Annotated in this window: 17 protein-coding genes and 2 pseudogenes; 18 read left to right on the top strand and 1 reads right to left on the bottom strand. The window is 58.7% G+C overall.

Going from position 1 to position 21,584, the window contains the following annotated elements; genetic code table 11:
* Positions 1–79: 79 nt before the first annotated feature.
* The 8 genes from KB879_RS34330 (at position 80) to KB879_RS34295 (ending at position 9,270) form a co-directional block, all read left to right on the top strand.
* Positions 80–955 carry a branched-chain amino acid ABC transporter permease gene (locus tag KB879_RS34330; protein ID WP_211984032.1) on the top strand — a complete coding sequence of 292 codons (876 nt, stop codon included), beginning with the start codon at positions 80–82 and terminating at the stop codon, positions 953–955.
* Positions 952–2,784 (top strand): ATP-binding cassette domain-containing protein, encoded by a 1,833-nt coding sequence (locus KB879_RS34325; RefSeq protein WP_211984031.1) that lies wholly within the window; start codon positions 952–954, stop codon positions 2,782–2,784. Before KB879_RS34330 ends, KB879_RS34325 begins: the two co-directional genes overlap by 4 nt.
* Positions 2,781–3,512, top strand: a complete 732-nt coding sequence (locus KB879_RS34320; RefSeq protein WP_211984030.1) for an ABC transporter ATP-binding protein — start codon at positions 2,781–2,783, stop codon at positions 3,510–3,512. Before KB879_RS34325 ends, KB879_RS34320 begins: the two co-directional genes overlap by 4 nt.
* Positions 3,513–3,623: 111 nt before the next feature.
* A complete protein-coding gene (locus KB879_RS34315) occupies positions 3,624–4,325 on the top strand; it encodes a cyclase family protein (protein WP_211984029.1) in 702 nt (233 codons plus the stop codon).
* A 76-nt stretch (positions 4,326–4,401) separates the two neighbouring features.
* Positions 4,402–5,544, top strand: a complete 1,143-nt coding sequence (locus KB879_RS34310) for a GTP-binding protein (RefSeq protein ID WP_211984027.1) — start codon at positions 4,402–4,404, stop codon at positions 5,542–5,544.
* Positions 5,545–5,563: 19 nt separating this feature from the next.
* Positions 5,564–6,964: an amidase gene (locus tag KB879_RS34305; protein WP_211984025.1), complete on the top strand. Its 1,401-nt coding sequence runs from the start codon at positions 5,564–5,566 to the stop codon at positions 6,962–6,964.
* Positions 6,965–7,300: 336 nt separating this feature from the next.
* Positions 7,301–8,245: an ABC transporter permease gene (locus KB879_RS34300; RefSeq protein WP_211984024.1), complete on the top strand. Its 945-nt coding sequence runs from the start codon at positions 7,301–7,303 to the stop codon at positions 8,243–8,245.
* A 14-nt stretch (positions 8,246–8,259) separates the two neighbouring features.
* Positions 8,260–9,270 (top strand): ABC transporter permease, encoded by a 1,011-nt coding sequence (locus tag KB879_RS34295; protein WP_211984023.1) that lies wholly within the window; start codon positions 8,260–8,262, stop codon positions 9,268–9,270.
* A 21-nt stretch (positions 9,271–9,291) separates the two neighbouring features.
* Here the strand turns inward: KB879_RS34295 and KB879_RS34290 are convergent, their stop codons facing one another.
* On the bottom strand, positions 9,292–10,575 hold the full coding sequence (locus KB879_RS34290; RefSeq protein WP_249221529.1) for an IS4 family transposase: 1,284 nt from the start codon (positions 10,573–10,575) through the stop codon (positions 9,292–9,294).
* Positions 10,576–10,752: 177 nt separating this feature from the next.
* Here KB879_RS34290 and KB879_RS34285 point away from each other — a divergent pair, with 177 nt between their 5' ends.
* The 10 genes and pseudogenes from KB879_RS34285 to KB879_RS34240 all read left to right on the top strand — a co-directional run bounded on the left by KB879_RS34285 (position 10,753) and on the right by KB879_RS34240 (position 21,583).
* Complete coding sequence (locus KB879_RS34285; RefSeq protein ID WP_211984022.1) at positions 10,753–11,775, top strand: ABC transporter ATP-binding protein; 1,023 nt, start codon at positions 10,753–10,755, stop codon at positions 11,773–11,775.
* A complete protein-coding gene (locus KB879_RS34280) occupies positions 11,772–12,068 on the top strand; it encodes an ATP-binding cassette domain-containing protein (RefSeq protein WP_211984021.1) in 297 nt (98 codons plus the stop codon). The genes KB879_RS34285 and KB879_RS34280 overlap by 4 nt, the downstream gene beginning before the upstream one ends.
* A complete protein-coding gene (locus KB879_RS34275; protein ID WP_249221513.1) occupies positions 12,025–12,279 on the top strand; it encodes an oligopeptide/dipeptide ABC transporter ATP-binding protein in 255 nt (84 codons plus the stop codon). The genes KB879_RS34280 and KB879_RS34275 overlap by 44 nt, the downstream gene beginning before the upstream one ends.
* A gap of 19 nt (positions 12,280–12,298) precedes the next feature.
* Complete coding sequence (locus KB879_RS34270) at positions 12,299–13,045, top strand: SDR family NAD(P)-dependent oxidoreductase (protein WP_211984019.1); 747 nt, start codon at positions 12,299–12,301, stop codon at positions 13,043–13,045.
* A gap of 130 nt (positions 13,046–13,175) precedes the next feature.
* Positions 13,176–14,849: an ABC transporter substrate-binding protein gene (locus KB879_RS34265; RefSeq protein ID WP_211984382.1), complete on the top strand. Its 1,674-nt coding sequence runs from the start codon at positions 13,176–13,178 to the stop codon at positions 14,847–14,849.
* Positions 14,850–15,476: 627 nt separating this feature from the next.
* Positions 15,477–16,981, top strand: a pseudogene (locus KB879_RS34260) (FAD-linked oxidase C-terminal domain-containing protein).
* Complete coding sequence (glcE, locus tag KB879_RS34255) at positions 16,982–18,055, top strand: glycolate oxidase subunit GlcE (RefSeq protein ID WP_211984002.1); 1,074 nt, start codon at positions 16,982–16,984, stop codon at positions 18,053–18,055.
* Positions 18,056–18,156: 101 nt separating this feature from the next.
* Entirely contained in the window at positions 18,157–19,131 is a 975-nt protein-coding gene (locus KB879_RS34250) for an IS5 family transposase (RefSeq protein ID WP_116386451.1), read from the top strand.
* Between the two features lie 123 nt (positions 19,132–19,254).
* Positions 19,255–20,526, top strand: a complete 1,272-nt coding sequence (gene glcF / locus KB879_RS34245) for a glycolate oxidase subunit GlcF (RefSeq protein WP_211984380.1) — start codon at positions 19,255–19,257, stop codon at positions 20,524–20,526.
* Positions 20,527–20,681: 155 nt separating this feature from the next.
* A pseudogene (locus KB879_RS34240) lies at positions 20,682–21,583 on the top strand (hypothetical protein).
* The last annotated feature ends 1 nt before the right edge of the window (position 21,584 follow it).

Genomic DNA, 21,584 nt, shown 5'->3' with positions numbered 1-21,584 from the left:
ATACGGATGCTTCTGCTGGATCCCTTTTTGCCCGATTTTTTCAAAACGTATATCCAACAGGATAGGAGGAGGACCTGCAATGAGCTCCTTTGTGCAATACATCCTCAGCGGACTGTCCATCGGGGCAATCTACAGCCTGATCGGTCTGGGATTTTGCATCATGTGGTCCGCCTGTCGATCGGTGAACTTTGCCCACGGCGACGTCCTAATGGTCGGAGCTGTGATCGCCGTCGTCTCTATGGACGCGAACGTTCCCCTGGTGTTAGGGATCCCTGCAGCGATTCTTGTATGCATCGGATATGGCGTGCTAATCGAGCGATTTGCCATTCGTCCGTTCAACAAGGACGGTACGGCGATCGGCTGGATGCTGACCACGATTGCCATCGGCATCATGGTGGAGTCGTATGCCACGATCAAGTTCGGATCGTTCGCGAGAGCCTTGCCTTCCCCCGGGGTAGACAAGCCCATCTCAATTCTGGGCGCCGGCGTCTATGCCCAAGAGCTCTTCATTCCTGCCTTCGCGGTCTTGTTCATGCTTGCATTGGACATCTTCTATCGACGGACCGTGCTAGGTCGTGCCATGCGGGCAGTTGCATTTAACCGAGTGGCAGCGGGTCTGATGGGCATCAACGTAAACCGAATCACTGCCATTTCCTTCGGCTTGGCTGCAGGTCTGGGGGGTGCCGCAGGGGTTCTCGTCGGACCGATCATCCAGGTCTCTACGACGATGGGCGTGCTCATTGGCCTCAAGGGCTTCGCCGTTGCGATTATGGCAAGCATCACGAGTGCACGTGGCGTAGTGGTTACAGGTCTGCTCTACGGCGTCATGGAGAAATTCGTGGAAGGCTACATCAGCACAGCGGCACGGGAAGTCATCGGATTCTCAATCATGATTCTCGTGCTGCTCGCGTTCCCTCAAGGTGTGTTTGGCAAGAAGGAGGCGATGAAGGTATGAAAGCCGAAACACTCAGATCCTTGCTGTTTCCCTCGCTCGTCGGCGCGCTCGGCGTAGGGATGGCTTTGTTGCCCCAGCTTGTGTCGAACACCTATGAGCTGCGTATATGGATGCTTCTTACCATTTACGCGCTTGTCGCACTTGGTCTAAACATTCTGGTAGGCCTCACGGGACTGGTGAGTCTGGGCCAGGCAGGACTCTTTGCCATCGGTGCCTATGTAGCCGCGATTCTGGCCGCCAAGCTTGGCGTCGGATTCGTCGCCACAATCGTAATTGCGATGATAGTGGCCGCGCTGTTCGGCGCATTACTCGCCTACCCAACGGTACGTGTCAAGGGCGTTTATCTTGCCGTCATCACAATCGCGTTCGGCATTATTGTTGAGAACGTTGCCATCGAGTGGCAGGGCGTAACAGGTGGAACGAACGGGATTTCGGCAATTCCAGGGCCCGCCTTTCTGGGTAAGGCGCTGGACGATACGGGATACTTCTATCTACTCGCAGTGTTGTTCCTCGCGGCGTACGTACTGCATTACAACATCATGAAGTCGCGCTTCGGGCGAGCGATGCATGCGGTCAGTCAGAGCGAAATTGCGGCTCGCTCGATGGGCATCAATCCCATTGCCATTCGAACGTTCTCGTTCGTCATTGCCGCAGCTTTTGCCGGGATGGCCGGCGGTCTGTATGCCTATCTGAACCTGTACGTCAACCCCGACACGTTCAGATTTGACGACTCGGTCCGATTCCTTCTGATGGTCATTCTCGGCGGCTCGGGAACCATCGTCGGGCCGGTGTTGGGTGCGACCGTTCTGACGTTCCTTCCGGAGTATCTGCAGGCATTCGGAGAGTGGCAACGTTTTGCCTACGGCGCACTTCTCGCGCTGGTCATGTTCTGTCTCCCGCTGGGCATCGTGGGTGCCCTCTCAAATCTTCGCGGTCGGTTTCGCGCTTCCGTTAGCCGCGCATCCGAGGAGTGGCCGCGGCTCAGCACGCGTATCAACACAATGCTGCAGGTCGATGCGCAACGAGGCGCGGTCTGCCTGAAGACAAAGGGACTGACGATGGCATTTGGCGGCCTGGTTGCCAACGATAACGTCAGTGAAGTTCTCAGGGCAGGGCAGGTTCATGCCGTCATTGGCCCCAATGGTGCAGGCAAGTCGACGTTCATCAATTGTGTTTCAGGATTCTATGCACCAACTGGCGGAGAGATCGAATTTCTGGGCGTCTCAGCCACTAGAAAGGTGAGCCACGAACTCGCAAGAATGGGGCTGGCACGAACCTTCCAGAACACGGAGCTGTTCGGCAACATGACGGTTCTCGAGAATGTTTTGGTGGGCTATCACACGCGCTTTGAAAGCGGATTGCTCTCGACCCTGTTCAGGATGCCTAGCTTCTTTCATGATGAGAAGCGTTTCCAGGAAGAGGCGAAGGTTCTGCTTGAGTACGTCGGACTGGCGGGCTTTGCCGATGAACTGGCCAAGAACCTCCCGTTTGGTCACCAGAGACGGCTAGAGATTGCTCGAGCGCTTGCCCTGTCACCCAAGCTTCTCTTGCTTGACGAGCCTGCAGCGGGCCTTACGCACGGCGAAATCGAAAGCCTCAGCGGACTGATCCGGGACCTTGCCGCACGTCACATGACGATGATTCTTGTCGAGCACCATGTGGACATGATCATGGCTGTTTCGGACCATGTGACCGTCCTGGATTACGGGAAAGTAATCGCATCGGGGCCGGTGGCCGAAGTCCGAAACAACCCTGCCGTGATTGAAGCCTATTTTGGCTCAAACAAGTCACACGAAGATCCTGAGCCTGCGCTGGAGGTGCGGTCATGAGCAAACCCTTATTGAAGCTTGATGGCGTATCCGTGAACTATGGACGGATCGAAGCGGCACGTGAGGTTTCCCTCGAAGTTCACGAGGGCGAGTTCGTCGGCATCATTGGATCAAATGGCGCTGGCAAGAGCTCCACTCTCAAGGCCATCGCGGGGGTCGTGAAGCCGGTCTCTGGCGCCATTACCTTTGCAGGTAAACCTGTGCATGGCCGTGGCCCGCACGAAATGGTTGCGTGCGGAATCGCGATGGTGCCAGAGGGGCGTTACGTTTTCGCGGATCAGACAGTGGAAGACAACCTGATCCTCGGTGGCTACGTACACGCTCAGAGAAAGGGCGTCGCGTCCCTGCGGGGAGATATCGACAGGATCTACGACCTCTTTCCACGCTTGAAGGAGCGGCGATTGCAAGCTGCGGGTTCCCTCTCGGGTGGCGAGCAGCAAATGCTTGCGATTGGTCGGGGGCTATTGTCCAAGCCCAGGTTGTTGATGATCGACGAAGTATCTCTCGGTCTAGCGCCCAAGGTCCTCGACTTTCTGTTCCCGGTCTTGAAAGAGTTGAACCGGCAGGGCTTGGCAATTCTGCTCGTGGAACAACTGGCCGTGCAGGCACTGTCCGTAACCACTCGTGCTTACGTGATGGAGAACGGTCGCATCACCATGAGCGGTCCGTCGGGACAACTCGCCAGAAACCCGGCGGTGATGGAGGCATACCTGGGAAAGGCAGCTTGAAGTCTGCCGCCCTATTGGTTCTGTTGGACCGTCGAATCACCGCTGTATCGGCCGGCCGGTCGGTAAGAGGAATTCATGTGTTTTCACTGAGAGTAAGAAAGGAGAAGGGAAATGCCACAACGTATCGTTGACCTGACGCTGACGCTGTCTGACAACATGCCGGCGCACAAGCTGTTCCAGCGTCCGATCGTCACGCCGCATCTGACGCATGAAAAGACACAGTCCTTTGGCTTGGGCGCGCCGGAAGACAAGATGACGTTCGCCACGACGTTCATCGCTACGATCGACCATATCGCGACGCACGTGGATGCGTTCTATCACACCAATCCGGACGGCTTGCCCGTGGACGAAATGCCGCTGGACATGTTCATGGGGAAGGCAGTCTGCTTCGATCTGACCCACATCCCGGACCTTGGCGATATTGACGTTAAGGATTTGGAGGAAGCGGAAGAGAAGGCAGGGGTGAAGGTGGATGGTCATATCGTCCTGATGAACACCGGCCTCCATAAGCGCCATTACCCGAATGTTGAGGTGGTCTGGACCAATCCTGGCCTGACTGCGGAAGCTACGCACTGGCTGGCTGACCGGGGTTCCAAGCTCCACGGCGTCGAGGGGCCGTCCACCGACAAGCCCTCGCATAACCTGTTCCCTAGCCACCGCGTTTGCCGAGATCGTGGCATTACCCACTACGAGTGGCTCGTGAATCTCGAGGAACTGGTCGGCAAGAAGGAATTCATGTTCTATGGCCCGCCTCTCAAGATCCATCAGGGCAGCGGTTCGCCGGTCCGGGCATGGGCCGTTCTCGATGCCTGAGCGTGGCAACACAGTCTAAATGACAGGGGAGGCAGCAAATCGCTTGCTGCCTCCCAAGCAGCGGAGATACAAGACCATGACCGAAGCGAGCAACAATGACCGGCGGATTCCCATCACGCTCCTGACAGGATTTCTAGGTGCAGGCAAGACAACGCTGCTCAATCGCATCCTGTCGGATCCCTCGAGCGGTCACATCGCCGTCATTGTCAACGAGTTTGGCGAGATTGGAATCGATGGGGACCTGATCGCCAGGTCGTCAGACGATATGCTGGAACTCAACAACGGCTGTATCTGCTGCTCCAGTAAGGACGATCTCATCGGAGCCTTGTACAAGCTCTATATGCGCAAGGCGGGCCTCGTAGAACCAAAAGTCGACTTCGAGCGCATTATCATCGAGACGACGGGCCTTGCAGACCCGACTCCGCTTGCGCAGGCCTTCTACACGGATATGTCGCTAAGTCTGACCTACCGTCTGGACGCAATCGTGACGCTGGTGGATGTGGTGCACATCGAGGGCCAGGTCGAAGGCTCGCAGGAAGCGATGAGGCAGGTTGCTCTCGCCGATAAACTGGTGCTCACCAAGACCGACCTGGCTACTGATCGTCAGCGAAAACGCGCCCATGAGATTGTCAATCGCCTGAATCCGTTGTCGCCTAAGGAGGTCGCTTCCTTTGGAAACCTGCGGGCGAACGCGCTCCTTGGCCTCGACTTGTTTGATCCGAATACCAAGCAGTCCGCGATCGCAACATGGATTGGCGCAGAGCCTGCCCACCACGCCAGTCATGATAGCCATGCGCATCAGCACGACAGCTCCTGCACAGAGTGCGTGACCGGCCATGGGCATGGGCATGGGCATGGGCATGATCCGAGTCTATCTCATCTTGCCGATGTGGCCTCAATCAGTATTCGAGAGCCGCGTCCACTCTCCTATGACAAGGTGATGAGGTTTCTCGCTCATCAGGTAGAGACGTACGGCAGCAACCTGTATCGGGTAAAGGGATTGCTTAATTTCTTTGAGATCGAAAAACCGGTCATTCTGCAGGGAGTTCAAAGTGTATTCAGTCCGCTGACCTATGCAGAGGATTGGCCGCGTGGCGAGGCGGAAACCCGTGTCGTGCTCATCGGTCGCGGTCTTGCAAAGGACCAAATCCTGGCGCAATTCGATCAGTGCGTCGCGAGCACGGAGCCGCAGCTTGATCGAGCGCTGGGTCTGGTTTAAGTCGAAGAGGAAAGTAACCATGCAGGACTACGCATATTCCTCGGCACTTCATTTGCGCGAGGCAATCCTGAGCAAGGCTGTTTCACCGGTCGAGGTCATGAAGGAGTGTCTGACACGCCTGGAAGCGGTCGAGCCGCTGTTGAACTGCTTCGTGACCAGAACGCCTGACCTGGCTATGGACGCTGCCAGGTCGGCAGAAAGGGCTCTGATGGCCGGGGAACCCGTGGGCCTGCTCCACGGATTGCCGATCTCGGTCAAGGATCTCATCTCCGTGGGCGGTGTGAGGCAGACGTTCGGCTCGCGCTCAATGGCCAGCAATATTGCGAAGACGGATGCACCGGCCGTAGGGCGCATCAAGCAGGCGGGCGCATGCATTGTGGGAACCACGACCACCAGTGAATTCGGGTGCAAGGCTGTCGGCGATTCTCCACTCACCGGCGTGACGCGAAATCCGTGGAATACGGAGTGTACGCCGGGGGGATCAAGCTGCGGTGCGGCTGCCAGCGTCGCGGCCGGCGTTACACCATTCGCACTGGGTACCGATGGCGGCGGATCGATCCGCGAGCCTGCGGCACTTACCGGCCTGTTTGGCATCAAGGCTCAGTTTGGGCGCGTGCCGGTGTTCCCAGCCTCAGCCACACCAACGCTGGCGCATGTCGGTCCTCTGGCGCGTACCGTTAGAGACGCCGCTCTCCTATTGTCGGCAATTGCTGGGCACGATAGGCGCGATCCGTTCTCGGTCGCGGCTCCCGTGCCGGCGTGGCTTCAAGCCTGCGATCTACCAGTCAAAGGCATGCGATTGGCATGGAGTCCCACGCTCGGTTATGCGAAGCCCGACGATGAGGTCATGAGCCTCTGCGAATCCGCAGTGAGGGTTTTTGAGAGGTTGGGATGCGAGGTTGTCGAACTGCCGGAAGGAATCGGCCCAGACCCGGACCAACTCTGGATGGCAGAATTCTATGCGGGAGTGGGGACACGATTGAACGGCACACTGAGCGAGTCGCGGGAGATCCTCGATCCAGCCGTGGCATCACTTCTCGACAAGGCGCTCGACCAGTCGCTACTGCAGTACTACACGAAAGTGTTTGCGCGCTACGAGTTTCGCGAAAGGATCCGCGCGATGTTCGAGTCGTTCGATTTGCTCCTCACACCTACAGCGCCCGTGGCGGCGATCCCGGTGAACGTGGATGTACCGCCTCAGTTTGCGGGACGAAATCCCTGTACCTGGCAGTATTACACATACCCGTTCAACCTCACCGGGCAACCCGCCGCGTCACTACCGGTAGGGTTCACACCGGCAGGCTTGCCAGTAGGACTTCAATTGGTCTCGAGGATCAATGCTGAGACCGACATTTTCCGAGCAGCCTCCGCATTTGAAATGGAGAAGCCATGGGTGAATATAAGGCCGCCTTGTCTCTGAAGCCCCATCTTCAATAAAGCCAAGCACTGACCTCACGTCCAGAAGCGCGACACAACGCCGCCAGGCAAATTTTCAGAAGCCGATATTTGCAGTAGTGCAGTGGTTCTCCTCGGAATCATGGCAGAGAATGTTGCGCGCGAAGGACTGGCGACTTCTGAATAAAGGTGCGTTATTTCGTGGTTCACATAATGGACTTGTTAATTTAATAACAAGTCACGGATTAGGTTTAATTTCACATATATTAGCTATTGAATGTGTCAGAACTCGAGACTTAAAAGTACGGGCGTGAATCAATCAGAGGATGGGGGGTGAGTTGTGTCTTCAGTGGAGTTACAAATGGAAGCCATCAGTGATGGCCGGCACAGGGTAAAAATCGGTGCCTACATGGACCTGATGACGCGCGTTGCCATTGCGCGTCCACGTTTCGTATTGGGTTACGTCATCGTCATTGCAGTGGTTGCCTGCGGTGCTCTGGCGCCGATGATCAGTTCATTCTCGCCGATCCAGGCAGATCCGTCACAGGTCTTGCAACCGCCAAGCTGGTCCCATCTGCTGGGTACGGATTCGGTTGGGATGGACATCTTCAGCCGAACCATCTACGCGCCTCGGATCGACCTGACGATTGCCATTTCCGCCACCCTGATCTCGGCGTTGATCGGTTCGCTGATCGGATCCTTTGTCGGCTACTACGGCGGTGCTCGCGGTTTTCGCTCATGGCTCAGCGTTGGCGTGATGCGGGCCGCGGACGTCGTGCAAGCGTTTCCAGTGTTCGTGCTGGCCATCGCGCTGGTGGCCAGCCTGGGACAGAGCTTGCCGACCGTCATCGCGGCGATTGCATTCGTCAACGTTCCCATCTATCTGCGGCTCATGCGCGGACAGGTCCTGGCGATCCGGGGCGCCCGTTATGTCGAGGCGGGACGCGTTGCCGGCCTATCGGACTGGGGCATCATCCGGCGCCATGTCATTCCAAATGCGATGTCACCCGTATTGGCGCAGCTCTCCGTGAACATCGGGTGGGCGGTACTTCTGACCGCAGGCCTCAGTTTTGTTGGGGCTGGGGTACGGGCTCCGACACCCGAATGGGGCAGCATGATCGCCATGGGCTTTCAGGACCTGGTAACGGGCTATTGGTGGCCTTCGCTGTTTCCCGGCCTAGCGCTCGCAATCACGGTATTCGGCTTCGCCCTGGTCGGCGCGAGCATCGAAACCTTGGCTGATCCCGTGAAGCGTCGCGCCCTTATCAGCGAGCTTCCGGTTCGTGGTCAGCGGATTCAAGGCTAAGAGGAGCAACCACTATGCAGATTCTTAAGTATATCGGTCGTCGGATGCTCCTTGTAGTTCCGCAGATCATTGGCATCGTCTTCGTAAGCTTTATGCTCGTGAAGACTATCCCCGGGGATCCCGCTGTCCTGATGCTCGGCCCTACAGCGACGCCGGATGCCATCGCCTCGCTGCGGGAAAGCATGGGCTTGGACAAGCCCCTCCCTGTGCAGTTCGGTCTTTACCTGAAGAACCTGGTGAAAGGCGACATGGGCACATCTTGGCAGACGACCCGCCCTGTTCTCGAGGATCTAGTAACGAGGTTTCCTGCGACGTTGGAACTGGTCACCGCAGGTTTGCTGGTTTCCATCTTGATTGGACTGCCTCTCGGATTGATCTCAGCATTTCGACCCAGAAGCTGGCTCTCGAAGGTTGCGGACTTCTACAGTCTTATCGCGGGATCCCTTCCAGACTTCTGGCTGGCGCTCGTGCTTATCTACGTGTTCTATGCGCTCCTTGGGGTAGCGCCAGCGCCTTTGGGTCGCATCGACCTGGCAATCATGCCACCGCCGCATGTTACTGGAATGTACACGGTTGATTCGCTGATCGCGATGGACTGGGAGGGCTTCAAATCTTCCGTGTCGCATCTTGTCCTTCCCGTGCTGGCACTCGGCCTGATCAATGCCGGGCCGATCTTCAAGATGACACAGTCCACTGTGGAAAGGATGCTGCATTCGGACTTCAGCAGGTTTGAAGTGCTGTGCGGTATGCCGCATAGGTTGGTAGTCGCCCACGCGCTGCGCAATGCGGCGCCGTCGATCCTCACCATCGTAAGTGTGCTGTACGGGTTTCTGATTGGTGGTGCGGTGCTGATCGAGATTGTGTTCAGTTGGGGTGGGGCAGGGCAGTACGCGGTCCAAGGGGTTCTCAATGCCGATCTGTATCCAGTGCTCGGCTTCGTACTGTTCTCTGCGGTCTTTTCCCTGTTCGTCTACCTGATCGTCGACCTGCTGTATTTCGTTGTCGACCCGCGGTTGGCACATTGAATGCATTTCCTTATACAGAAGTCATGACTCTTCCCGCAGTGCTTGAATGGTGAGCGCGGCGTCCATGGTTCGCTGCATGCCGATCCAGATCGTCTTAGCGCCGGGCTCGCCATCGCTCTTCCGCCCAAGGAACCCACCCAGGGAAGCAACCAACCGAATCATCTGATTGAGTGTGACCGGTGTCTTCGGGCGGGCCTTCTTGGCAAGCACGTATGCTCCCCGAATCTCGTCGGCGTCAAAGAACAGGGACGCATCCAGATCCGGGCAGGTTCTGCCCAATCGCATCAGGCGGGCAATGCGCCACGCCACCACCATATACAACGCCAAGGCCCGCTCCACACGATCCATGTGCGATAGCTGTAGCGCTTCGACCTTGCAGCCGGTCTTCAGGACATGGAAGTACATCTCGATCTCCCACCTGGCCCGATACCATTCAACCAGCTCGATGACCGCATCGGCATCCTGTGCTTCTCGGTTCGTCAACAGCCGCCACACCACTGGCTTGACGCCTGCGGGCGCTCCGATCTCCCTGGCCTCTACACAGGTGAGAGTCGGGCCATCCAGGCCGGGTAGCTTCACACGTTGTGCGCGTAGCTCCTGTTGAACCTCGCGCGCCTTCTGGCCTGCACGCCCTGGCAAGATAAAGGTGATTTCCCCGAGTACCGGGCTGGCGCCGACGCTATCCCACAACTTGCCGCCCTCAGCAAGGTTGCGGTTGTGTTGGCTGCGGATCAACCAGTCGGCCGGTTGGCCCAGTTCCTGGGCGCGCGCCATCAACTCGGCAATATCACCCTCGCGGTCCGTCACATACACCAACCGTGTCCGGGGCAACAGCGCGGCTTGCTCCGCAACGCGTTCATACCCTTCAGTCCAGCGTACGCTTTCCTTGATCCCGCCGCGGTTGCCGTCGGCGTCCTTTGATTCCCGAGCCCACATCCAGGCATCGATCACCCCCAGCGGTTCACGGTCAGGCGTCACCGCGTAGGTCGGATGCAAGAACATGCCTCGCTGGGCTTCGTAGCTCAGCGGCCCCAGCCCCTCGGTTTCCTGGCCATTGAAGTTCAGCTCGGTCGTATCAGCGATGCACAGCACTACCGGAAACTGCGCGACTCTTTCCGCCGTGCGCTCCCAATGCGGCTGCATCACGTCCCGCCAATCGATCTGCTCGTTGCCGAGAAACCGATACGCCCCAATGGTTTGGGACCAGTCATCGCATGCGCCGGGAATGCTCGCCGTAGGCAGAGCCGCAAACCGCTTGAGCAATTCCTTGGCGCGCCGATCCCGCCGCGGATCACCAAGATCCAGACTCTCAAATTCCTCGTCCACCCATGCCCCCGACTCGTTGCCCATTGCTGCGCCAAAATCCGAGAGTAAACGCGAGTCTGGCGAAGTTAACAACCCCTTACCTCGAAATTTCCGCGACCGCAGGCTCCATGCACCGCTGCGGGGACGGTACTACTTCTGTATAAGGAGATGCATTGAATGGTGTTCGATATGAACAAAAATGCTTCTCTCCGATCCGGCCTGCCGGATCCGCTGAAACGCAATGCGCTGAGCATTCGGGACTTGCGGGTCGAGTTTCCGAAGGCAATGGGTGCACCGTCGGTAGCGATCAACAGTCTTGATATCGATATTGCGCCCGGGTGCATCCTGGGATTGGTGGGCGAATCAGGCGCAGGAAAGACGACGCTCGCCCGGTCGATTCTTAATCATCCCCCCGCACCGGGTCGCATTACCAACGGGAAAATCTGGTTTGACGGCGTCGATCTCCGGCAGCTATCCGAAGGGGAGCAGCAACGCAAGCGCGGGCGCGACCTGTCCATCGTGGTACCCAACCCACGTGGTGAACTCAATCCGCTGATCCCGGTCGGCGAGCAGATTGCGACGCGAGCTCGCGTCCATCTCAAGCTCGATAAGAGAGCCGCCCGTGCCAAGGCGCTGGACATGCTGCGTAAGGTCCAGATTCCTGACCCCGAGCGACGCATGAACGCGTATGCGCATGAACTGTCCGGTGGGATGGCACAGCGCGTCGTCATTGCGATGGCGCTGGTCTGCTCACCGCACTTCGTAATTTCCGACGATGCCACAAGCGGTCTGGACGTTACCGTCCAGGCGCAGATTCTGAAGACGATGCGTCAGCTATCTCAAGAGCAGGACAGCGCAATGCTGTTCATCACGAGAGATATTGGGATCACAGCACATTTCTGCGATCGGGTGGCTGTCATGTACGCGGGGGAGGTGCTAGAAGTCGCTTCTCGCAACGCCCTCTTTCTTCGCCCTCGGCACCCCTACACCATCATGCTGATGGCTGCTTTCTCCCACAACGCGAAGCTGCGCAATGACTGGCACAGGTCGGCATCGGGTGGTGCGGATCGAAAGTCTGGTTGCTGCTACGCCGATCGTTGCCCCATGGCGCAACAGAAATGCAGGGAGCAAGCGCCGGCACTGGCGGACTTGGCCGACGGCCACTCGGTACGGTGTCATTTTCCAGTGGAGCGAGTATGACGAAGCTACTTGAAGTTAATGGATTGCGTAAGCGGTTTCCTATTGCAGGCTCACGCAGTGTGGTTCAGGCCATCAACGGCGTTTCCCTCAACATTCAGCCGGGTGAGACGCTTGGATTGGTCGGCGAAAGCGGATCGGGGAAGACTACCGTGGGTCGGTGCATTCTGGGGCTGATCGAGAAGTCCGACGGCTCGATTCAGTTTGACGGCCGGGACACCGGGTCGCCCGGACTTTTCGTTCGATACAAGCGTGAACCTCTCGGGAGAGATTCCAAGTCCAATCAATCTGCCTGAAGGCTGCTTCCTGGCCAAGCGGTGTCCATTTGCGGTCGACCGCTGTCGGAAAGAAATGCCACCGCCGGAAGATCTTGGGAGCGGCCATATCGTTCACTGCTTCAGGCATCAGGAGGTGGCGAAGCTCGACCGCGCTGCCGACACGTTCGCGGAGTTCCAGCAGGAAGCGGAACGGGTACTCGGGAAGCCGCCAGTTGCATTGTCAATGTAAGAAGGGAGGGAGATTCAAGATGGGAAAACTGACTGGAAAGAAGGCTGTGGTTACAGGTGGTGCGAGGGGCATCGGGCGCGCCATCGCATTGGCGTTTGCCCGTGAGGGCGCCGATGTCGCCGTGCTTGATCTTCGGAAGGAAGACGCCGTCCGCGCGGCTGCAGAAGTCGCTGAACTTGAAGTCGAGGGTCTGGCGGTCGCGGCGGATGTGGCCAGTGAGTCCTCCGTCAATGCGGCACTTGCGGAGGTCGAGGGGGAATTCGGGCGCATCGACATTCTGGTCAACAACGCTGGTTTCGACAGCGCATCTCACGTGGTCAATATGACGACCGAAATGTGGGACCGGATGATCGACGTCAATCTGCGCGGGGTATTCCTGTGTACGAGAGCTGCGCTACCGGGCATGCTGAAGAACAAGCATGGCCGGATCATCAATCTCAGTTCGCAACTGGCGCACAAAGGCGCTCCCGAGATGGCGCACTACGTGGCGGCGAAGGCGGGTGTGATCGGCTTTACGCGGTCTCTCGCGTATGAAGTCGCCCGGGAAGGAGTCACGGTCAACGCCATCTGTCCTGGTCCGGTAGACACCGAGCTCTTCCGTGGCCTGCCGGAAGCATGGCGTGCCAAGAAGCTTTCCGAGCTGCCCATCGGCCGCATGGCGTCCGTCGAGGAGATTGCGCCGTCGGCGGTCCTGTTGGCGTCCGACGAAGGCGCCTATTTCATTGGTGCCACTCTTAATCCCAACGGCGGCGATTACATGATTTGAGCGGGGACAGGGGAACTCCATGCTTTAGACGAAAGAGTTCCCTTCGATTCTCATAGTTCCAAACGGAGATGATGACGCGTGAACGTCTAGCGCCGGGCGGAAATCGATATGGAACAGGATGGAGGATGTCATGGATGATCCGAAGAATAGCGGTAATGACAGGGAGGCCAACCAGGGCCGGCGAGAATTCTTGAAGAAGGGCACGGCGCTCACCGGCGCGGCTGCCCTGGGCGGGGCGCTAAGCCCCTTGTCGGCACAGGCGCAGAGTACGGCGAAGACGTTAGTGATAGCGGCACCTGCCACCCCACAAAGTCTCGACATCGAATTCGACGTAAGCCTGGGCTCGGTGGACTCGCTGGGCGCACTGTACGATTATCTCGTGGCATACGAGAAGATCCCTGACCCGCAAAGCCCTACTGTGCTTCGCGAGGATACGTCCATTCACGCGGGAAGACCAAACAACATGGCGCTCAAGGGAAGCCTGGCAGAGAGCTGGGACGTCTCGAAAGACGGCCGGAAGGCCGTGTTCAAACTTCGGGAAGGCGTGCGGAGCAATTGGGGCAACCTCCTCAGCGCCGAGGACGTAAAGTGGACGTGGGATCGCAAATTCAATCTGAAGGGAATGGGGCCGTTCCTGACCGCTACGCTCGGTCTGAAAAAGCCCGATCAGATCAAGATCGAAGGGCCGATGGCCATTTCCTTCAATCTCGACGAGCCGAATCCCCTGCTGCTGAAGTTGCAGGCCGCGTTGAACAATCCCATCTACGACGCAAGAAAATGCAAGTCCGCCGGCGGCGCAAACGACCCGTGGGCGACCAACTTCCTGCAGAACGAGAGTGCGGGATTTGGGCCCTACAAGGTCGAAAAGATCATGCGCGGCCAGCAGGCCGTATTCAAGGCCAGAAGTGATTACTGGGGATCGAAGCCTTTCATGGATACGGTAATCATGCGTGAAGTCCCCACTTCGGCAACCCGGCTATCGCTTCTTGCAGGAGGCGCCGTGGATATCGCGCAGTATCTTCAGCCGCGCGAATACTTGAGCCTGAAAAACAATCCGAACGCGACGTTCGACGCCGTGAACTCGTCTTACATGCTGTGGCTGGAGTTGAATGCCAAGGTGGCTCCGCTGGACAATGTCAAAGTCAGACAGGCGTTGAACTTCGCGATCCCTCATGCGGACATCATCAACACGATCTACTACGGCCTGGCTGACAAGCTAAGTGCACCGATGCCGCGGATCTATCCGATGGCGACGAGCGAATTCGGTCGCTACGATTACAACCTGGAAATGGCGAAGAAGCTGTTGGCTGAGGCGGGATTTGCGAGCGGCTTCAAGACGACGCTCAGCTACAACGCAGGGGATCCTGTTCAAGAGCCTATCGCCCTGATGTATCAGACGGCACTGCGGAAGATCGGGGTCGATCTGCAGCTTGAGAAATTGCCAGCCGGGGTCTTCTACGAGGCAGTCACCAAGCGGCAGAAGCCCATTATCTTCTATCTCGACTCGCCTTGGGTGTCTGACCCCGGATACTCGATGTTTCTTTACTTCCATCAGAAGAGTTTCGTCAACTATAGCAACTATGCGAACGCAAAGGTGAACGGGGAGATCGAGCGTGGGCTCGCAACGCTAGACAATGAGGTGAGACAGAAGGTCTACCGCGACGTGCAACGCATCCTGATGGAAGACGCGGCGTGGGGATTCCTGACGAACCCGAAATTCACGCTGGCCAGAAAGAAGAATCTGAAGGGGTTTACCTACTACACCTCTAACAATCTTCGCTTCCAGGATTTTTCTCGCGCGTAGCGTTCGGCTGCCGTGACCGGAAAGTGAATGATGAGGCCTGATCCTGAAGATTTCAGCATCAGGTCCCAGCGTTTTCGATAGAGATTCTTTGCTCACTTTGCCAAGCTATGCGCAGCACTTTGTCAGCCATCTTCGCGACGATGTGGCATACGGTCTCGATCCCGGCCAGTCCTGAGCGAGTATGTGTATAGCGATGCTCAAGCGGTCGCGCGTACGTCGCGGCATGAGGATAGGTCGGGTTGGTGCGGCTAGATTGTCGGCACGTCACACCCGTTACAAGAGTTGGTTCCACTGCAGTGAGTGGACGATATGGGCATTCAGCACATTCCTCCGATCCAGTGCCTGATCACTTTTGAAGCGGTTGTGAGACTCTGCAGCGCGACGGCGCTAATGAAGCTAATAACGAGAACTTATTGGAGACAACCTCACAATGCGTCGAAGACTTCACTCATCCCTTGGGGGCAAGGGCCTGGAGTTCCAGGCTCTGGCGCTATTCCTGCATGGCGCCTCGATCGCAGTCACGGATAACCCATGTCTTTCCCTCGGTACAGCGGGGTTCCGGGATTCGGCCCAGAGTTCAACCCGCGATAGCCGCCGAGGGTGCGTCATCGATGGGGGCGGAATCCTATGAATGCGATTCGGGAAGGCTGGTTGGCGGATCCCCAGGCTAAGGAGTTGCGGGACGCACGCCGAGCGGAAGTCGTTGCCGCTCTGGATGGACTGTTGCCCCAGACGGCGATACTTTCGCGACGTGAGGATACGCAGCCATTCGAATGTGACGGGCTTACCGCCTATCGCACCCAGCCTCTTGTCGTAGTGCTCCCTGAAACGGAAGAGCAGGTCGTATGAAGACTTGTCAGGCGCTCTCCATTCCAGTCGTCGCAAGGGGGGCGGGTACGGGGCTCTCGGGGGGAGCTTTGCCGCATGATATGGGTGTGCTGCTGTCGCTTGCTCGCTTTAACCGCATCCTCCGCGTGGACCCGGTTAGCTGCACAGCCGTGGTCCAATGCGGGGTGCGCAACGCCGCAATCAGCGAGGCGGCAGCGCCTTATGGCCTGTATTACGCACCGGATCCATCTAGTCAGATTGCTTGCACGATCGGTGGGAACGTAGCTGAAAATTCCGGCGGTGTGCACTGCTTGAAATACGGGCTCACCCTGCAGAATGTGCCGAAGGTTCGCGGGTTCACCATTTTTGGTGAACCGGTCGAGTTTGGCTCGGACGCACTTGACGCGCCGGGACTGGACCTGATGGGCGTCGTCGTGGGAAGTGAGGGAATGCTTGCCATAAGCTTGGAGATCACAGTCAAGCTAATCCCGAAGCCAGCGCTGGCGCAATGCATCGTTGCGAGCTTCGACACCGTCGAAGCAGCGGGCAATGCCGTGGCCAACGTAGTTGCCGCTGGCATCGTGCCTGCAGGGCTGGAACTAATGGACAAGCCAATGACTGCGGCCGTGGAGGACTTCGTGCACGCGGGTTACGACCTGGATGCAGCAGCTATCCTCTTGTGTGAGAGCGACGGGACGGCATGCGAGGTCGAGGAGGAAGTGGCCAGGATGAGTGCCGTGCTTACGGCCAGTGGCGCCACCCGGCTTGAAGTAAGCTAGGATGAAGCGCAGCGATTGCGCTTCTGGAGCGGGCGTAAGAATGCATTTCCGGCGACGGGCCGAATGAGTCCCGACTATCTATGCATGGATTCCACCATTCCACGCAAGCGGCTGGCGGAGATTTTGCATGCCATCGGCGAGATGGAATTGCGCTATGGCCTGCGCTGTGTCAACGTGTTCCATGCCGGGGACGGAAATTTGCATCCTTTGATTCTGTTCGATGCAAACGATCCTGAAGAACTGCATATCGCGGAGCGGTTTGGCGCAGAGATCCTGGAGACCAGCGTTGAGCTGGGAGGGACTGTGACAGGCGAGCATGGCGTTGGTGTCGAGAAGCTGAACTCGATGTGCGTCCAATTCTCTGATGCCGAGAGGGAACAAATGTTCGCGCTAAAACGTCCATTCGACCCACACTCGCTGCTGAATCCGGGAAAGGCTATCCCCACGCTCCATAGATGTGCCGAGTATGGTCGGATGACGGTACGCCGCGGGATGCTCCCGTTCCCTGATATCCCGAGGTTTTAAATGAAGCTCGATCACCCAGAACTGTTGCATCTGATGGATGCAATCATGTCCGCGCGCGCGAAAGGAAGGGCCTTGGACATTGTCGGAGGTGGCACCAAGCGCTTCTTCGGCGAAGAGCCATCGGGCGAACCGCTAGACGTTCGTTATCTCACAGGGATTAGCAGCTACGAGCCGTCGGAACTGGTCATCACAGCGCGGGCGGGCACTCCTGTTACGGAGTTGGAAGCAGCATTGGCAGAGCACCACCAGCATCTGCCGTTCGACCCCCCGCACTATAGTCAGGGAAGCACGGTGGGCGGCATGGTCGCGACGGGCCTCAGCGGGCCGGCACGAGTCAGTGCAGGGTCTATCCGGGATTTTGTCCTTGGCGCCACCATGCTCAACGGTAAAGGCGAGGTGCTTACGTTCGGCGGCCAGGTCATGAAGAACGTGGCCGGCTATGATGTTTCACGTCTCCTGGTAGGTTCTCTGGGCATACTCGGTGTGATCTGCGAAGTGTCGCTGAAGGTTTTGCCAGTTCATTCTTCATCGGTCACGTTGATGTTTAATCGCGATGAGGCAACAGCGCTTTCCGCATTAACGGCGTTCGCTGCGCAGGCGCTGCCGGTCAATGCCAGTGCCTGGCATCACGGACAACTCTTCTTGCGATTGAGCGGCGCTGCAGCCGCGGTCCTGGACGCACAGACCCGTCTAGGCGGGAATGCACTCGAACCGGGTGAGGCCATGGCGTGGTGGCAAGCAGTGCGCGACCACCGTCACTCGTACTTTGCTGACAACGATACTCCACTCTGGCGCCTTTCTGTGCCAGCCGTCGCCGCACCACTCCATTTGCCGAATCAGTTTATCGAATGGGGTGGCGCACTACGGTGGTTGCGTACCGAGGCACATGTGGACGAAGTGCGGGCCATGGCGGCGAAACTCGGCGGTCATGCCACTCTGTTTAAGGACCCGCAACGCAGAAGTGGCGTATTCACTCCGCTCAGCGAGGCACTCTCGCAGATTCATCGGGATCTCAAGTGTGCTTTCGATCCTGATCGCGTCTTCAATCCTGGCAGGCTCTACTGCGGCCTATAAAGGACTATCGTATGCAGACAAATCTAAGGCAATGCTGATTAAGTCCTCCGCTTCATGAGGAAGAGCGTTATGTGAGGGATCAAGAGCGCAAAGAGAAGAACATGAAGCAGATGACGTTGGCAGCGGGTGCAGATCAAGGGGCTGGATTCGAGCAATACCGTAAGCCGACGCGACGTGAGGCATTTCTGGCGACGATGGAGACGATCGTGCCGTGGGCGGCGTTGTGCGCGGTGATCGAGCCGTACTATCCGAAGGCCGGCAACGGCCGGCCGCCCATTGGCCTGGAGCGGATGCTGCGCATCCACTTTTTGCAGCACTGGTTCAACCTGGCGGATCTGGCCTGCGAAGAGGCGCTGTATGACAGCGCCAGCCTGCGCCGCTTCGTTGGGATTGACCTGGGTCGTGAACCTGTGCCGGATGCCACCACGCTGCTGAAGTTTCGCCGCCTGTTGGAAAAGCACCAGCTTGCGGAGCGGCTATTCGCTGAGGTAGGCCGGATCCTGCAAGCCAGCGGCGTGAAACTGAAAACCGGCACCATTGTGGATGCCACGATCATCGGTGCCCCCAGTTCGACGAAGAACGAAAAGAAGGCGCGCGACCCCGAGATGCATCAGACCCGGAAAGGACAACAGTGGTTCTTTGGGATGAAGCTGCACATCGGCGTGGACAGCCAGAGTGGGTTGGCCCATTCGGCAGTCGTGACGCCGGCCAATGTCCACGACAAGCATGCGCTACCCCAGTTACTGCATGGGCAGGAACAGCGCGTCTATGGTGATAGTGCCTACGCCAGTCAGCAGGAGCTGATCGCATCGAAAGCTCCCCACGCCAAGGACTTCACCAATCAGCGTACCCGCAAGAACGGCCAGATTGACGAGGTGCAACGCGGGAAGAACCGAAACAAATCGAAGATCCGTGCCCGGGTCGAACATGTCTTTGCCGTGGTCAAGCGCCTGTGGGGTTTCACCAAAGTCCGCTACCGCGGCCTGAAAAAGAATGCCGGCCGGGCCTTCACGGCCCTGGCGCTGGCCAATCTTTACCTGAGCCGAGGACATCTGATGGGAGCAGTCCGCCCATAAAGGGCGAGTGCGGGGCGAGCGCCTCGCCAACACACCCCGTTGGGGGGCGCAGCAAGCCAAAATCTCGTCATCAGAGCCATTTTTCAAAGCGAATAGGCTCCGCGTCGAACCGCTCCACAAAAAATCAGCAGCTTATTCAGCGTAGCCCTAAGTCCTGAGTTTGCCCAGACCCCCGACGGTGAAGAGGCAGAGGCAATCTTGCGAAAGTGCGTGCACTGCGGCTTCTGCACGGCGACTTGTCCGACCTACCAGTTGTTGGGCGATGAGCGGGACGGGCCGCGGGGGCGCATCTACTTGATGAAGCAACTGTTGGAGGGCGAAGAGGTTACAGTTCACACACAGCAGCACTTGGATCGCTGTCTTACTTGCAGAAATTGCGAAAGCACTTGTCCGAGTGGCGTGCAGTACGGGAGGTTGGTTGATATCGGCCGAAGACTGATCGACGAAAGGGTTCGTCGCCCTGCGAAGGAGCGTGCAATCCGTTGGCTGCTGCGCGAAGGCCTGACGTCCCCTTTGTTTGCCCCAGCGCTGAAGATAGGAAGATTGATGCGTCCGCTGTTGCCGGCAAAGCTCGGAAACAAGCTACCAGTCGCGAAGTTCGCCGGACACTGGCCGTCCCGCAAGCACAAGAGGAAAGTGCTGTTATTAGCGGGGTGTGTCCAGCCCGCTATGATGCCCAACATCAATACTGCAACAGCCAGGGTTCTGGACGCTGCCGGCATTGAGGTAGTGACTGCAGCCAAGACAGGTTGCTGTGGTGCAATACGTATGCATACGGGAGATCATGACGGCGCACTCGACGAGATGCGTCGGAATATCGATGCCTGGTGGCCCTCGATTTCGTTAGGGGAGGTCGAGGCAATCGTCATGAATGCCTCAGGTTGCGGTGCGACCGTAAAAGACTACGGCCATCCCCTACGACATGACCGGGAATATGCCGAAAAAGCAGCTAGGATCGGCGCGCTAACCCGCGATCTCAGCGAATTTCTCCCCGACCTGCTGCCAGCCCTTTGCGAGAGGGTCAAGTCTGGAAAATGCAGCGCGCTGGCGTTTCACCCCCCTTGCACGCTCCAACACGGCCAGAAGCTGCGCGGAACCGTTGAGGATTCTCTGAGATTGCTTGGATTCACCGTCCACCTCGCTCGCAATGAGAGCCATCTCTGCTGTGGATCAGCGGGCACATATTCTGTCCTCCAACCTGAAATCGCGTACAAGCTGCGGGATCGTAAGCTGGAGCATCTGGCTGCGAACGAGGCTGAATGCATTGTTTCCGCGAACATCGGTTGCATCCAGCATCTGCAGAGCGGCACTGCTACGCCGGTCAAGCATTGGATCGAGGTTGTCGATGAGGTTCTCGAGCGAGTGCCTCAGCCCGAGGTGCAGGTATTCTTCTGACTAGGTGCAACAACATGCCGACTCACGTAGAAAGCCTCGCCATATATTGTGGGCCGCTCTCCGGCCAAGATCCGTGATTATGCTCTGCAGTGCATAAGCGGACCTGCGCTGCAGAGCATAATCACGGATCTTGGTCGTAGGCCTTCTGGCAGGAGTTGCGCGGGCGCACCCGTGTCACCATCGACCATCCGGACCTGCCGGATGCGCTGAAGGACATCGCGGCCCGGCGGCGCAGACTATCTGGCAGGCGGCCAACGAGGCCGCCACCGGCGAGCTGGCCACGCTGCGCGCCGAGGCGCGCGCCGCCGCCAGCGCAGCCGAGGCCGAGCGCGATGCCGCGCCGACCGAGACCGCGGGCGCGCGGGAGGAAGCCGCGGCGCTCGTCGCGCAGCTGGATGCTGCCCGACAGGCCATTCGAGGAGTGTCGGGCCGCGCTGGCGGCGGAGCGGCGGGACCACGCCGCGACCCAGGCCCGGCTGGAGGCGGGGTGGGCGGAACTCGAGGCGGGGCGGCGCCAGCTGGAGGAGCTGCGCACCCAATTCTCGACCGAGCTCGAGCGTGCCCGCGAGCAGGTCGCTATTGCCCAGGAGCGGGCCGAGGCCAGCGAGCGGCGCGTGCTGCGCGAGCTCGACGCCGACAGCAGAGCGAGCGTGCCGCCGAGGACCTGCGCATGGAGCTGGCGGCGGTGCGCCACGAAGCCCGCGACGCGGCGGTGTCGCAGGCGGAAGCCCGGGCCCGGCTCGAAGCCCAGGCCGTGGCGCTGGCCGATCGGCTTGCGGCCGCCGGAGAGGCGGCGCAGCGAACCATCAGCGAGCTGGACACGGTGCACGCCGAGCTGGCCGCGGCGCAGCGCCGGGCCGAGCGTGCCGAGGCCGAGGCGGCGCTGGCGCGCCAGCTGCTGGCAGAATTGCGCCTGCCGCGCGAGCGGGAGGGCGCCGGTGGTGGGCGGCGGCGCAAGACCGGCAGCCCGGCGCCGGCCGTGCAGGATGGCCAGGACAAAGTGCAGGACCACGAGCAGGAGGCACCGGCGGTGCCCGGCGACCACCAGGAAGGCTAGC

Source organism: Cupriavidus sp. KK10, from assembly GCF_018223725.1.
Taxonomy (GTDB): Bacteria; Pseudomonadota; Gammaproteobacteria; order Burkholderiales; family Burkholderiaceae; genus Cupriavidus; species Cupriavidus necator.
This window is presented reverse-complemented; position numbering and strand designations above follow the sequence as displayed.

Bases quoted from the DNA above. Each gene is read 5' to 3' on its own strand.
- KB879_RS34330 (WP_211984032.1), top strand. From the start codon at position 80: ATGAGCTCCTTTGTGCAATACATCCTCAGCGGACTGTCCATCGGGGCA.
- KB879_RS34325 (WP_211984031.1), top strand. From the start codon at position 952: ATGAAAGCCGAAACACTCAGATCCTTGCTGTTTCCCTCGCTCGTCGGC.
- KB879_RS34320 (WP_211984030.1), top strand. From the start codon at position 2,781: ATGAGCAAACCCTTATTGAAGCTTGATGGCGTATCCGTGAACTATGGA.
- KB879_RS34315 (WP_211984029.1), top strand. From the start codon at position 3,624: ATGCCACAACGTATCGTTGACCTGACGCTGACGCTGTCTGACAACATG.
- KB879_RS34310 (WP_211984027.1), top strand. From the start codon at position 4,402: ATGACCGAAGCGAGCAACAATGACCGGCGGATTCCCATCACGCTCCTG.
- KB879_RS34305 (WP_211984025.1), top strand. From the start codon at position 5,564: ATGCAGGACTACGCATATTCCTCGGCACTTCATTTGCGCGAGGCAATC.
- KB879_RS34300 (WP_211984024.1), top strand. From the start codon at position 7,301: ATGGAAGCCATCAGTGATGGCCGGCACAGGGTAAAAATCGGTGCCTAC.
- KB879_RS34295 (WP_211984023.1), top strand. From the start codon at position 8,260: ATGCAGATTCTTAAGTATATCGGTCGTCGGATGCTCCTTGTAGTTCCG.
- KB879_RS34285 (WP_211984022.1), top strand. From the start codon at position 10,753: ATGGTGTTCGATATGAACAAAAATGCTTCTCTCCGATCCGGCCTGCCG.
- KB879_RS34280 (WP_211984021.1), top strand. From the start codon at position 11,772: ATGACGAAGCTACTTGAAGTTAATGGATTGCGTAAGCGGTTTCCTATT.
- KB879_RS34270 (WP_211984019.1), top strand. From the start codon at position 12,299: ATGGGAAAACTGACTGGAAAGAAGGCTGTGGTTACAGGTGGTGCGAGG.
- KB879_RS34265 (WP_211984382.1), top strand. From the start codon at position 13,176: ATGGATGATCCGAAGAATAGCGGTAATGACAGGGAGGCCAACCAGGGC.
- glcE (WP_211984002.1), top strand. From the start codon at position 16,982: ATGAAGCTCGATCACCCAGAACTGTTGCATCTGATGGATGCAATCATG.
- KB879_RS34250 (WP_116386451.1), top strand. From the start codon at position 18,157: ATGAAGCAGATGACGTTGGCAGCGGGTGCAGATCAAGGGGCTGGATTC.